Below are 13,072 nucleotides of genomic sequence, written 5' to 3' on the forward strand. Positions count from 1 at the left end.
TGCGCGCGTGACCCTCCGGGAGCTCGCCCACGAGCGCTGGCTCACCGTCCCGAACGGGCTGAGCTTCGTGCGCCTGCTCGGGGTGCCGCTGTTCCTGTGGCTCCTGCTGGGTCCGCAGGCCGACGGCTGGGCACTGGTCGTCCTCGTGGCGAGCGGCGTCACCGACTGGCTCGACGGGCGGATCGCGCGCGCCCTCGACCAGTACAGCCGCCTCGGCGAGCTGCTCGACCCGCTCGCCGACCGGCTCTACACCGTGGCGACGCTCGTGGCGTTCCTCATCCGGGGGATCGTGCCGTGGTGGGTGCTGGCGCTGATCATCGGGCGCGACCTCGTCGTCTCGCTGGCCCTGCCGGTGCTGCGCCGCAAGGGCTACCTCGCCTTCCCCGTGCTCTACCTGGGCAAGGCGGCGACGCTGAACCTGCTCTACGCGTTCCCGTTGCTCCTGCTCGCGCAGATGGACTGGCCCGGCGCCGACGTCGCCCGTCCGTTCGCCTACGCGTTCACCGCCTGGGGGATCGCGTTGCACCTGTGGTCGGGAACGCTCTACCTGATCCAGCTCGTGCGCTCGCCCGTCGCCCCACCCGCCCGTTAGCCTGCCGCGGCCCGTACGCAGCGGTAACCGCTGCCCCGATGATGTGAGGAGCCGCCCGTGGTCCCCGAGGGCCTGCGCTACACCGCCGAGCACGAGTGGATCACTGCGACCGAGGGCGACTCGTCGGTCGTCCGGGTCGGCATCACCGACTACGCGCAGGACCAGCTGGGCGACGTCGTCTTCGTCCAGCTGCCGTCGGTGGGGGCGTCGGTGTCGTCCGGCGAGTCGGTGGCCGAGGTCGAGTCGACGAAGTCGGTCTCGGAGATCTACGCACCGCTCGACGGCGAGGTGACGGCGGTCAACGACGCCCTGTCCGACACCCCCGAGCTCATCAACTCCGACCCCTACGGCTCGGGCTGGATGATGGAGCTGCGGGTGCCCGACCCGCGGGCGCTCGACGAGCTGCTCGACGCGGCCGCCTACCAGGACCTCGTCGAGGGTTCCTGACGCCCGGTCGGGGTGGCCGGCACGCCTCGACGGGCCCTCGACGGGGAACGGCCTGCACGCTCCGCCACGGCACGCCGAGGTCCGCTCACCGAGGGTGGGGAGGGCCTCGACCCCGTGACGGGGACCGGTACCGTGTCGGCCACCTCGCGACGATCCGTCACCGAGCCGCACCGGCGCCTCCACCGCGCCGTGTGACGGCCTGGCGGGGACGGGCGGGACGACCTGGACGAGCACGACACGACGGAGGAGCACGGTGAGCACAGGCGGTCCCCCGGTCCCCCCCGAGCGTCAGGGCGAGACGACGTCGGTCTTCCGGGCCGACTTCCTGGCCGAGCCCGAGACCGAGTCGCGCGGCGCCCCGGTCTCCGGGGTCGACTCGCTCCCGGCGGGCTCGGCGCTGCTGGTGGTGAAGCGCGGCCCGAACGCGGGCTCGCGCTTCCTGCTCGACCGCGACACCACGAGCGCCGGTCGCCACCCCGACTCGGACATCTTCCTCGACGACGTCACCGTCTCCCGCCGGCACGCGGAGTTCCGCCGCGACGGCGCGGAGTTCGTGGTGGTCGACGTCGGCAGCCTCAACGGCACCTACGTCAACCGCGAGCCGGTCGACACCGCGGTGCTCGCCAACGGCGACGAGGTGCAGATCGGCAAGTTCCGTCTCGTCTTCCTCACCGGCCCCCGCGACGGCGGGTCGGCCGGGGCGGGGGCGGGGCTGGAGTGACCGCCGCCGGGCTGCCGGAGCCGGGGGGAGCCCCCCTCTCGATCGGCTCGGTCCTGGACGCGCTGCGCGCCGAGTTCCCGGAGATCACGATCTCCAAGATCCGCTTCCTCGAGTCCGAGGGGCTGATCCGCCCGGCGCGCACGCCGGCGGGCTACCGCCAGTTCTCGCACGACGACGTCGTCCGGCTGCGGTTCGTCCTGTCCGCGCAGCGCGACCACTACCTGCCGCTCAAGGTGATCCGGTCGCGGCTCGAGGAGTTCGACCGGAACCCGGTGCCCGGCGGCCCGTCGCTGCCCGGCGACCTGCCGGTCGGTGGCGGCGCCGGCGGCGCCGGCGGCACCGGGAGCACCGGGAGCACCGGGACGGCCCTCGCCGGCAACCCGGCGATCGACGGCGGGGGACCCGGCGGACCAGGCGGTCCCGGCGGACCCGGTGGTCCCGGTGGCCCCTCGGGTCCGTCGGCCCACGGCGGCGGCCCGAGCGCCGGGGCGACGGCCCGGGTGCGCAGCCTCGCCTCGGTGGCCGACCGCGTCGAGCCCGACGAGGACCCCGACGGCCCGGTGGCCGGGGTCGCGCGGGGCGACACGGTGGGCCGCGACGTGCTGCTCGCGGAGGACGGCGTGGACGCCGCGCTGCTCGACGGCCTCGAGAGCCACGGCATCCTGCGCGCCGACGCCGACGGGCGCTACGAGCCCGAGGACGTGCTCGTCGCGCGCACCGCGGCCTCGCTCGCGCGCCTCGGCGTCGAGCCCCGCCTGCTGCGCTCCGTGCGCGCGGGCGCCGACCGCGAGGTGGGTCTGCTCGCGCAGCTCGTCACGCCGGTCGCGCGCAGCCGTGGCCCGGAGGCGGCGCGGCGCGCCGAGGAGCTGTCCGCCGAGCTGGCGGCGCTGTCCGGACGCCTGCACGCCCTGCTCGTCGGCGCGGGTCTGCGCCACGGTCTGCGGCGCTGACGAGGGGCCCGCGGCACCCGCCGACCGGGGCGTCACATCGGCGTCACGACCCCGGCACGACCCCGGAACGACCCCGGAACGACCCCGCCGCGCGGGCCCGCGCCCGCTCGGCGACGCGCCTTCCGAGCGTCCCTCGGACGCGCGCGCGGCGGTCGCGGAGCGTGTAGCGTCACGGTTCGTCGACCGAGGGCTGGGAGACGGAGCCTGCGGGCCCGACCAGGAGGAGGGCGAGTCGCATGAGCGAGATGCGTGTCGTGGGTGTGCGGGTCGAGCTCCCCGCGAACCAGCCGATCCTCCTCCTGCGGGAGGCCGAGGGCGACCGTTATCTCCCGATCTGGATCGGGTCGGTGGAGGCCACCGCCATCGCCCTCGAGCAGCAGGGCGTCAAGCCTGCCCGGCCGCTGACGCACGACCTGCTCAAGGACGTGCTGGGCGCGCTGGACCGGCGTCTGGAGCAGGTGCGGATCATCGATCTGCAGGAGGGCACGTTCTACGCCGAGCTCGTCTTCGACGGCGACGTGCGCGTGTCCGCCCGCCCCAGCGACTCGGTGGCGCTGGCCCTGCGCGTGGGCGTGCCGATCCACGCCGAGGAGGGTGTGCTCTCCGAGGCCGGGCTCGTCATTCCCGACGAGCAGGAGGACGAGGTCGAGAAGTTCCGCGAGTTCCTCGACTCCGTGTCCCCGGAGGACTTCCGAGGGGCGGACACATAGCGTGTCCGACGGCCCGCTACTCTCACCCTGAACTCGAGGTCGAGAGTCGCCGCGCGTCGCGTTGACCCCCGTCTCCGCCGCTCGTACCGTCGGCGACACCACGGTACGAGGGAGGCAGTCGGTGAGCGGTGGTCAGGACGGCGGTCCCGCCGGCCCCGAGCTCGAGCCCCTCGGCCCGGAAGGTGAGCAGGGCCTGTTGTTCGCCGACGAGCTGTTCGGCGAGGGCGGGCCGGGTACCACCGGCGACGTCCTCGGCTACCGCGGTCCCGCCGCCTGCCAGATCGTCGGCATCACCTACCGCCAGCTCGACTACTGGGCGCGCACGAAGCTCGTGGTGCCGAGCATTCGCACCGCCACCGGCTCCGGCTCGCAGCGCCTGTACTCGTTCAAGGACCTGGCGGTGCTCAAGGTGGTCAAGAACCTCCTCGACACCGGCGTTTCGCTGAACAACATCCGCGTGGCCGTCGAGCAGCTGCGCCGCCACGGCGTGCGCGACCTCGCCCGCATCACCCTGTTCTCGGACGGGGTCACGGTCTACGAGTGCACCTCGCCCGAGGAGGTCGTCGACCTGCTCCAGGGCGGCCAGGGCGTCTTCGGCATCGCCGTCGGCGGGGCCATGCGCGAGATCTCCGGCAGCATCTCGCGGTTCCCGGCCGAGCGCGCCGACGCCGCCGCCGTCGACCACGCGCCGGAGGACGAGCTCGCGTCCCGCCGGGCCCGGGGGACGCGCACCGCCGGGTGACGGCGGCCACGCAGGTCCTGGGTCCTCGGCGCCATTTGCGGTACCCTCATCGGGTCGTTCTTGGACACCGCGCGGGAGAGACCTGCAGTCAGAAGCCTCTGGGCGCAGGCGCCGAAGGAGCAACTCCTCCCCGGAACCTCTCAGGCACCCCGACCGCGCGGAGGAGACGACCTCTGGAAAGTGGTGACCGGTCCGGGTCCTGCCCGGAGCGCGAGCCCGCCGATGGTGCAAGCCGAGGGTGAGCCCACCCCACCGGCGAAGCTCTCAGGCGCCCGCACGGGAGCGGGCAGCGGCAGAGGGGGAGGCCGCGCGACGGACCACGACGTCCGCGCCGCGCGAGGCCCCAGCCCGCCCTGCACCGGAGGCGTCATGAACGCATCGCACGGTCCCGCACCCTCCTCCTGGGACTCGTCCTGGAGCGCCGCCCCGCTCGCTGCCCTCGAGCACGGCATTCCCTTCGCCGACCGCCACATCGGCCCCGACGCGCGCGGCCTGGCCCGCATGCTCGAGACGATCGGCGTCGGCTCGCTGGAGGAGCTCGCCGACCGGGCGATGCCCACGTCGATCCGCACCGACCCCGCCGACTGGTCGCAGGACGCCACCGGTGCCGCGCCGCCCCCGCCGGCGACGGAGGCCCAGGTGCTCGACGAGCTGCGCGGGCTCTCCGCGCGGAACACCGTCCTCGAGCCGATGCTCGGCCTCGGCTACCACGGCACGATCACCCCGCCGGTGATCCGCCGCAACGTCCTCGAGGACCCGGCCTGGTACACCGCGTACACGCCCTACCAGCCCGAGATCTCGCAGGGCCGGCTCGAGGCGCTGCTGAACTTCCAGACGATGGTCTGCGACCTCACCGGCCTCGACGTCGCGGGCGCCTCGATGCTCGACGAGTCGACCGCGGCGGCGGAGGCGATGCTGCTCCTGCGCCGCGCGGACAAGACGAAGTCGTCCCGCTTCCTCGTCGACGCCGACACGTTGCCGCAGACGATCGCCGTGCTGCACACGCGCGCGGAGGCCCTCGGCATCGAGATCCAGGTCGTGGACGTCACGGGTGGGGCGAGCGGGGCGACGGGAGAAGGGGTGGCGCTCCCGACCGATGACTTCTTCGGGCTCCTGCTCGCCGCCCCCGGCGCCTCGGGTGCGCTGCGGGACTACCGCGGCGTCGTCGAGGCCGCGCACGCCCGTGGCGCCGCGGTCGTCGTGGCCTGCGACCTGCTCGCCGCCGCGATGGTCACCCCGCCCGGGGAGATCGGCGCCGACGTGGCGGTCGGGTCGACCCAGCGTTTCGGCGTCCCCCTCGGCTTCGGCGGCCCGCACGCCGGGTTCCTCGCGGTGCGCCAGGGCCTCGCGCGCCAGCTGCCGGGGCGCCTGGTCGGCACGTCGGTCGACGCCGACGGGGACCCCGCCCACCGCCTGGCCCTGCAGACGCGCGAGCAGCACATCCGCCGCGACAAGGCCACCAGCAACATCTGCACCGCCCAGGTGCTGCTCGCGGTGATCGCCGCGATGTACGCCGTGCACCACGGCCCCACGGGCATACACACGGTCGCCCGGCGCACCCACCGCATGGCCGCCGTGCTGGCGGCGGGCCTGGTCAAGGGCGGCGTCGAGGTCGTGCACCGCGAGTTCTTCGACACCGTGCTCGTGCGGGTGCCCGACCGGGGCGAGCGCAGCGACGGGGGAAGCGGTGGCGCGGCGGCGGCCGTGGCGGCGTGCCGCGACGAGGGCATCCTCGTGCGCGAGGTCGACGCCGACCACGTCGGCGTCTCCTGCTCCGAGCGCACCACCCGCGAGCACCTGCGCGCGCTGTGGCGAGCGCTGGGGGCGGGGGAGATGGACGTCGAGGACCTCGACGCCGCGACCGGCGACGCGATCCCGGCGTCGCTCGTGCGCACGTCGTCGTACCTCACCCACCCGGTCTTCCACCGGCACCGCAGCGAGACCGCGCTGCTGCGCTACCTGCGCGAGCTGGCGGACTCCGACGTCGCGCTCGACCGCAGCATGATCCCGCTGGGCTCCTGCACGATGAAGCTCAACGCGACCGCCGAGATGGAGCCGATCACCTATCCCGGCTTCGCTGAGCTGCACCCGTTCGCGGCGGCCTCGGACGCCCCGGGGATGCTGCAGGTGATCCGGGACCTCGAGGACTGGCTGGTCCACCTCACCGGCTACCACGCGGTCTCGCTGCAGCCCAACGCCGGCTCGCAGGGCGAGCTCGCCGGGCTGCTCGCGATCCGCGCCTACCACCGCAGCCGGGGCGACGAGCACCGCGACGTCTGCGTGATCCCGGCCTCGGCGCACGGCACGAACGCGGCGTCGGCGATCTCGGCGGGGATGCGGGTGAAGGTCGTGAAGACGACCGACCGCGGCGACGTCGACCGCGACCACCTGGACGAGGTGATCGCGGAGGTCGGCGACGCGCTGGCCGCGATCATGATCACCTACCCGTCGACGCACGGGGTGTACGAGCCGCACGTGCGCAAGGTCTGCGCGGCCGTGCACGACGCGGGCGGGCAGGTCTACGTCGACGGCGCCAACCTCAACGCCCTGGTCGGGCTCGCCCGGCCCGGCCGCTTCGGCGCCGACGTCAGCCACCTGAACCTGCACAAGACCTTCTGCATCCCGCACGGCGGCGGCGGTCCCGGCGTCGGTCCGGTCGGCGTGGCCGAGCACCTCGCGCCGTTCCTGCCGAACCACCCGGCCCAGCCGACCGCGGGACCGGCGACCGGCGTCGGCCCGGTCGCGGGCGCGCCGTGGGGGTCGGCGTCGATCCTGCCGATCTCCTGGGCCTACGTGCGGCTCATGGGCGTCGACGGCCTGCGCCGCGCGACGCTGACGGCCGTGGCCGCGGCGAACTACGTCGCCAAGCGCCTCCACGAGCACTTCCCGGTGCTCTACACCGGGCCGGACGGCTTCGTCGCCCACGAGTGCATCCTCGACCTGCGCCCGCTGACGAAGGCCTCGGGCATCTCGGTCGACGACGTCGCCAAGCGCCTCGCCGACTACGGCTTCCACGCCCCGACGATGTCGTTCCCCGTGGCCGGCACGCTGATGGTGGAGCCGACCGAGTCCGAGGACCTCGCCGAGATCGACCGGTTCTGCGACGCCATGATCGCGATCCGGGGAGAGGTGGCCCGCGTCGAGTCGGGGGAGTGGCCGGCGGACGACAACCCGCTGGTCCACGCCCCGTTCACCGCGCGCTCGGTGCTCGGCGGGTCGTGGGACCACGCCTACACCCGGGAGGAGGCCGCCTTCCCCGCCGGCGGGCGCCCGACGAAGATCTGGCCGCCGGTGCGCCGGATCGACGCCGCCCACGGCGACCGGCACCTCGTCTGCTCCTGCCCGCCGCTGGAGGAGCTCGCCGACTAGGTGCGCTCCGCGCAGGTGAGCAGAAAGAAGGGCTGTCGCCCTTCTTTCTGCTCACATGGCCGAAGGCCACCAGCGCCGTTCGGCGGCGTGTCGCATCACCCGATGGGGGACGCCTCGGTCACACTCCTGGGGCGCGAGTGACGGGTGGGGCTCCGCGGCTCGGGGACCGCGCCCTCCCGGACGTCCGCTCGCGCCCTGTCGAGCACCGGGGGTACACCGTGAACGTCGTCCTCGCCGCGGGCATCGTCGTCGGCCTCGTGGTCGGCTTCGTCGTCGGGCGGCGCTGGGCCGAGTACTTTCGTGCAGCCGTCGACGCTCGCGGGATCATGAACAACCGCAAGAACTACCGCGGCAAGAGCGACCTCGCCTTCGTCCTCGGCGGCCTGCTGATCCTCGGAGTCCTGATCTTCTACGGCAGCAGCCCGTCGTTCTGACGCGTCGAAGCGGTCAGACCGTGATCGCCTCGGTCGGCGCGTCCGGGGCGGGGACGATCGGCGGCGGGGTCGTGGCGTGGCGCAGCGCCCAGGCCAGGACGTAGTCCGCGATCTCCTCCCAGCCCGGAGCGGCGGGCAGGAGGTGGGGCTTGCTGCCGTACTCGACGACCTCGGTGATCGTCTTCTCGCTCTTGTAGTGCGCCGCGTTCGACCACTGCACCTTCGGCGGCATGATGTTGTCGCAGCTCCCGGCGACGAACAGCAGAGGCGCGCGGCGGTCGTTGTGATAGTCGACCCAGGTGCCCTGGTGGCCGGGCGTGAGGTTCGCCAGCGCGCTCTCGAACAGGATGCCGCCCGACACCGGCACGGCGTAGCGCTCGTAGAGGGCGCGGGCCTGGTCCTCCGGGAAGGTGTTGGTGAACGCGTAGTTCCAGTGCGCGAAGTCGTAGCGGACCGCCCGGTGCCGGTTGGCCGGGTTCTTCAGCACCGGGAACGTCGCCTTGACCTGCGAGAGCGGGATCACCGGCACGCCCTCGGTCGGCGCCGAGTTCAGCGCGACGCCCGCGGCGCCGAAGCCGTGGTCGAGCAGGATCTGGGTGAAGGCGCCGCCCGCGGAGTGCCCGATGATGACGGGCGGCGACGAGAGGCCCCGCACGATCTCCTCGAGGTGCTCGACGATGCCGGGGATCGTGATCGCCTCGACCGGGGAGGGGTCGGCGTTGAGGGACTCGACCTCGACCTCGAAGCCGGGGTACGCGGGCGCGATCACCCGGAAGCCCTTGGCCTCGTAGTGGGCGACCCACTGCTCCCAGGAGCGCGGGGTCACCCAGAAGCCGTGGACGAGGACGATGGTGTCGGGGGTCTGCTGGGCGTGGGTCACGTGCTGTCCTTCCGGGTCAGATGCGCTTGAGGAACTCGAGGAGGTCCGCCGACAGCCGGTCCTTGTGGGTGTCGGTGATCCCGTGCGGGGCGCCCTCGTAGACGATCAGCTCGGCGCCGGCGACCATCGAGGCGGATGCCCGGCCGCCGACGGCGAAGGGCACGACCTGGTCGTCGTCGCCGTGGATCACGAGCGTCGGGACGTTGAACGCCGCGAGGTCGCCACGGAAGTCGGTCTCGGAGAAGGCGCGGATGCAGTCGAGCGCGTTCTTGTGACCGGACTGCAGGCTCTGCAACCAGAATGCGGCGCGGATGCCCTCGGACACATCGGCGCCGGGGCGGTTGTTGCCGAAGAACGGGCCGTCGGCGAGGTCGCGGTAGGTCTGCGAGCGATCGGCCAGCGAGCCGGCGCGGATGCCGTCGAACACCTCGATCGGCACGCCGTCCGGGTTGTCGTCGCGGCGCACCATGAGCGGCGGCACCGCCGACACCAGCACCGCCTGCGCCACCCGCGACGTGCCGTGCCGCCCGATGTAGCGCGCGACCTCGCCGCCACCGGTGGAGAACCCGACGAGGGTCACTTCGCGCAGGTCGAGGGCGTCGATGACCGCCGCCAGGTCGTCGGCGTAGTGGTCCATGTCGTTGCCGTCCCACGGCTGGCTCGACCGCCCGTGGCCGCGCCGGTCGTGGGCGAGGACGCGGTAGCCGTTGTCGGCGAGGAAGAGCATCTGTGCCTCCCAGCTGTCCGCGTTCAGCGGCCAGCCGTGGCTCAGGACCACGGGACGGCCCCGGCCCCAGTCCTTGTAGAAGATCTCGACGCCGTCGGCGGTGGTCACGTGGGCCATGCGGGCTCCTCGGGGAGGTGGGGTTGACCGATGGGTTCGCTGGTCGATCACGATAAGTAGGCGGAGTGGGCCGGAGTTGTCCCAGCGTGCGGGCTTCTTGCCTCTCGGTGCGCCGGACGTTTGGCCTGTGGCCCCCGCTTCTCTACGCTCGGTCACCATGCTCGTGCTCGACTCCTGTGACACGCCGCCGGCGGCGCGCGCCGAGCTCGTCACGGCGCTGATGGCCGAGACGAGCGCCGCCACCGTCACGCTCGCGCCCCACGCCGACCTGCACGCCCGCATGGACCTCTGGCAGCTCGGGCGCCTCGCCCTCTTCCGCAGCGAGTCGTCGGGCATGGCGATGTCCCGCGACGTGCGCCGGGCGCGGCGGGAGGAGACGCCGATCGTGGCGATCGCGGTCCAGGAGCGGAGCACGGCGCGCCACGAGCAGTTCGGACACCGGCAGACCGTGGCGCCGGGGCGGCTCATGATGGTCGACCTCTCGGCGCCCTTCGCCTTCTCGTGGGCCACCTCGGGGGCGTCGCGGGCGCTGCAGGTGCCGCTGGACGCGCTCGGCCTGCCCGCCGAGGTCGTCCGCGAGGCCGGGTCCCGGCTCGACGCCAGCCCGCTCGCGGGGCTCCTCACCCGCCACGTCGTGGACCTCTTCGCCGCCGCCGACCGCCTCGCCGCCTCCGACCAGGCCGCGGCCATCGGGTCGGCGACCATCGACCTGGTCCGCGCGCTGCTCGCCTCGACCGGCCCGCGCGACCCGGGCGTGCACCGGGACACCCTCCTCGCGCAGATCCACGAGTACGTCCGCCAGCGGCTGCGTGACCCGGACCTCGACGCCGACGAGATCGCCGCCGTCCACGCCGTCTCGCGGCGCCGGCTCTTCGAGCTGTTCGCCGACGCCGGCAGCAGCCTCGAGCAGACGATCATCGCCCGGCGCCTCGAGGCCGCCCACGAGGAGCTCGGCCGGCCCTCCGCACGGCACAAAGCCATCGCGACCGTGGCGCACGAGTGGGGCTTCCGCGACGCCGCCCACTTCTCCCGGCGTTTCAAGGACGCCTACGGCATCACCCCGCGGGAGCGGCGTGCGGCGGGGGCTGACCAGGAAGGCTGACCAGGGAGACAGCCCCTACGACAGCGTCGTCGTCCCCGGCGTGAGGACGACCGGGACGGGCGCGGCGCGCACCACCGCGGCGCCGGGGTCGCCGAGCAGGACGCGGGTGGCGGTGCCGACGGCGTTGGCGCCGACGACGAGCAGCTCGCCGGGGTCCCAGCCGATGCCCGTCACCGCCTCCTCGACGGTGGCCGCGGCGACGGCGAGGGTCTCCGCGTCGGTCACCCCGAGGTGGGCGAGGGCCGTGCGCTGGGCGCCCTGCATCTGCTCGCGCCACTGCTCGACGACGATCTGCTCGGCGTGCAGCCCCGCCTCGGGCGGCACGGTGCGCCCACGCTGGGGCCCGAACGACGCCACGCGCAGGGTGGCGCCGGTGCGTCGGGCGAGGTCGACGGCCGTCGCGAGCACCCGTTCGGCGTGTCGTCCGCCGCCCCAGGCACAGGTCACCCGCGTGATCGGGCCCTCGTGCAGCGCCCCGTCGCCGCCGAGCGCGACCGGGACGTCCGCGGCGCGGGCGAGGCGGGCGCCGATCGAGCCCGGGCCCGGTGGGGCGTCGCCCAGCACCACGACCGCGGCCTGGTGGGCGTGCGCCGCGCGGGCGAGCCCGCCGGGCACCGAGCGGTCGGCGATCGCGGTGACCTCGACCTCGACGCCCTCGATCGCGGGAGCCTCGGGAGCCGCTGCCGTGTCCTCGCCGTGGCCGGTGACGGTGCACAGGACGAGGGGGCCGCCGAGCGCGCGGGCCAGCCGTCCCCCGAGCACGAGCGCCCGGCCGTCGGGGTCGGTGCCGGGCAGGTGGCCGACGAGGACGGTCACGAGGGCTCCCCACCGGTCGGCTCGACGGTCGCCAGGCGCGAGTGCCGCGCCCCGTAGGACGCCCAGAACACCAGCGCGACCCCGAGCCACAGCACGAACACGACCAGTGTGATCCACTGCAGCCCGACGATGAGGTAGACGCAGGCGGCGATCGAGAGGATCGGCGTCACGGGGTAGCCCGGCACCCGGAAGCCGCGGGGCAGGTCGGGCGCGGTGCGCCGCAGGACGATGACGCCGATCGACACCACGCAGAACGCCACCAGGGTGCCGACGCTGACCAGGTCGGCGAGCACGTCGAGCGGCACGAGCCCCGCCAGCAGGGCGACGCCGACGCCGACGAGCACCGTCGTCGGCACCGGGGTCAGGGTGCGGGGGTTCACCCGCGAGAGCAGCGGCGGGAGCATGCCGTCGCGGCTCATCGTGAACAGGATCCGCGTCTGCGCGTACATCGTCACCAGCGTGACACTGAAGATCGAGATGACGGCACCGGCCGCGATGACGATCCCCGGCCAGGCCGCGCCGGTCACCTCGCCCATGATCGCGGCGAGGCCGGCCTCCTGGCCCTCGAACTCCCCCCACGGCTGCGCCCCGAGCGCGGAGACCGCCACGAGCAGGTAGATCACGGTGACGACGACGAGCGCGAGCATCAGCGCGCGGGGCAGGTTGCGCCGCGGGTCACGGACCTCCTCACCGGCCGTCGACACCGCGTCCAGCCCGATGAACGAGAAGAACACCGTGCCCGCGGCCGCGCCGACGCCGCCGAGACCGAGCGGCGCGAACTCCGCGAAGTTGTCGACGTCGAACGCCGTGAACGCGATGGCGACGAACAGCAGCAGCACCCCGAGCTTGATCACCACCATGATCGTGTTGACCGCGGCCGACTCGCTGACCCCGCGCACCAGCAGCAGCGTGCAGAGGACGACGAGGACGACGGCGGGCAGGTTGACCACGCCGCCCGCGCCCGGCGCCCCGGACAGCGCGTCCGGGACCCGCACCCCGATCGTCGCCTCGAACAGCGCGTTGAGGTACTCCGACCAGCCCACCGCGACCGCGGCCGACGACACGAGGTACTCGAGGATCAGGCAGGCCGCGACCGCCATCGCCGCCGCCTCGCCGAGCGTCGCGTAGGCGTAGGAGTACGACGACCCGGACACCGGCACCGCCGACGCCAGCTCGGCGTAGCAGAGCGCGGTGAGCCCGGCCGTGATGGCGGCGATGACGAACGAGAGGACCACCGCGGGCCCGGCCTCCGGCGTGGCCGCGGAGAGCACGAAGAAGATGCCGGTGCCGACGGTCGCGCCGATGCCGATCGCGGCGAGCTGGCCGAGCCCGATCGAGCGCCTGAGCTCGCCGCCGCCGTGCCCGTCCGCGTCGTCCGCCCCGGACTCGGCGGCCATCGTGGCGACCGGTTTGCGCCGCAGCCAGGCGGCGCGGTCGAGTGTGGGCACGGCGGTCCCTCTCGAGC

The 13,072-nt window shown here is 73.9% G+C and carries 12 protein-coding genes, 1 pseudogene and 1 riboswitch; of the genes and pseudogenes, 9 read left to right on the plus strand and 4 right to left on the minus strand.

The window, feature by feature from the left end; translation table 11 throughout:
• Window positions 1-7 precede the first annotated feature (7 nt).
• From clsA to ACYX4T_RS04805, 8 genes and pseudogenes are all read left to right on the plus strand, one after another.
• Window positions 8-592 carry a cardiolipin synthase ClsA gene (clsA, locus tag ACYX4T_RS04770; RefSeq protein ID WP_476013433.1) on the plus strand — a complete coding sequence of 195 codons (585 nt, stop codon included), beginning with the start codon at window positions 8-10 and terminating at the stop codon, window positions 590-592.
• Window positions 593-649: 57 nt separating this feature from the next.
• Window positions 650-1,039 carry a glycine cleavage system protein GcvH gene (gcvH, locus tag ACYX4T_RS04775; RefSeq protein ID WP_476013434.1) on the plus strand — a complete coding sequence of 130 codons (390 nt, stop codon included), beginning with the start codon at window positions 650-652 and terminating at the stop codon, window positions 1,037-1,039.
• Window positions 1,040-1,292: 253 nt separating this feature from the next.
• Complete coding sequence (gene garA / locus ACYX4T_RS04780; RefSeq protein WP_274234813.1) at window positions 1,293-1,760, plus strand: glycogen accumulation regulator GarA; 468 nt, start codon at window positions 1,293-1,295, stop codon at window positions 1,758-1,760.
• Window positions 1,757-2,023 (plus strand): annotated as a pseudogene (locus ACYX4T_RS04785) (MerR family transcriptional regulator); the annotation flags it as partial. The gene garA and the pseudogene ACYX4T_RS04785, both read left to right, overlap by 4 nt.
• A 923-nt stretch (window positions 2,024-2,946) precedes the next feature.
• On the plus strand, window positions 2,947-3,420 hold the full coding sequence (locus tag ACYX4T_RS04790; protein ID WP_116710890.1) for a bifunctional nuclease family protein: 474 nt from the start codon (window positions 2,947-2,949) through the stop codon (window positions 3,418-3,420).
• Window positions 3,421-3,541: 121 nt separating this feature from the next.
• Window positions 3,542-4,162, plus strand: a complete 621-nt coding sequence (locus ACYX4T_RS04795; protein WP_476013435.1) for a MerR family transcriptional regulator — start codon at window positions 3,542-3,544, stop codon at window positions 4,160-4,162.
• A gap of 62 nt (window positions 4,163-4,224) precedes the next feature.
• Window positions 4,225-4,328: riboswitch (glycine riboswitch) on the plus strand.
• 203 nt (window positions 4,329-4,531) lie between these two features.
• The gene (gene gcvP, locus ACYX4T_RS04800; RefSeq protein WP_476013436.1) at window positions 4,532-7,531 is read left to right on the plus strand and encodes an aminomethyl-transferring glycine dehydrogenase; all 3,000 of its coding nucleotides are present in this window, start codon (window positions 4,532-4,534) and stop codon (window positions 7,529-7,531) included.
• A gap of 218 nt (window positions 7,532-7,749) precedes the next feature.
• Window positions 7,750-7,965, plus strand: a complete 216-nt coding sequence (locus ACYX4T_RS04805; RefSeq protein ID WP_476013437.1) for a hypothetical protein — start codon at window positions 7,750-7,752, stop codon at window positions 7,963-7,965.
• 13 nt (window positions 7,966-7,978) lie between these two features.
• On the opposite strand, the gene ACYX4T_RS04810 is transcribed toward ACYX4T_RS04805, so the two are convergent.
• Both ACYX4T_RS04810 and ACYX4T_RS04815 read right to left on the minus strand, forming a co-directional pair.
• Complete coding sequence (locus ACYX4T_RS04810; protein WP_476013438.1) at window positions 7,979-8,845, minus strand: alpha/beta hydrolase; 867 nt, start codon at window positions 8,843-8,845, stop codon at window positions 7,979-7,981.
• A 16-nt stretch (window positions 8,846-8,861) separates the two neighbouring features.
• On the minus strand, window positions 8,862-9,689 hold the full coding sequence (locus tag ACYX4T_RS04815) for an alpha/beta fold hydrolase (RefSeq protein ID WP_476013439.1): 828 nt from the start codon (window positions 9,687-9,689) through the stop codon (window positions 8,862-8,864).
• A 157-nt stretch (window positions 9,690-9,846) separates the two neighbouring features.
• Here ACYX4T_RS04815 and ACYX4T_RS04820 point away from each other — a divergent pair, with 157 nt between their 5' ends.
• The gene (locus tag ACYX4T_RS04820) at window positions 9,847-10,791 is read left to right on the plus strand and encodes an AraC-like ligand-binding domain-containing protein (protein WP_476013440.1); all 945 of its coding nucleotides are present in this window, start codon (window positions 9,847-9,849) and stop codon (window positions 10,789-10,791) included.
• Window positions 10,792-10,806: 15 nt separating this feature from the next.
• On the opposite strand, the gene ACYX4T_RS04825 is transcribed toward ACYX4T_RS04820, so the two are convergent.
• Window positions 10,807-11,607: a universal stress protein gene (locus ACYX4T_RS04825; RefSeq protein ID WP_476013441.1), complete on the minus strand. Its 801-nt coding sequence runs from the start codon at window positions 11,605-11,607 to the stop codon at window positions 10,807-10,809.
• Window positions 11,604-13,004 carry an APC family permease gene (locus ACYX4T_RS04830; RefSeq protein WP_476015181.1) on the minus strand — a complete coding sequence of 467 codons (1,401 nt, stop codon included), beginning with the start codon at window positions 13,002-13,004 and terminating at the stop codon, window positions 11,604-11,606. The genes ACYX4T_RS04825 and ACYX4T_RS04830 overlap by 4 nt, the downstream gene beginning before the upstream one ends.
• Between the last annotated feature and the right edge of the window lie 68 nt (window positions 13,005-13,072).

The sequence above is a fragment of the Actinomycetospora sp. ABD4_176 genome, from assembly GCF_056311855.1.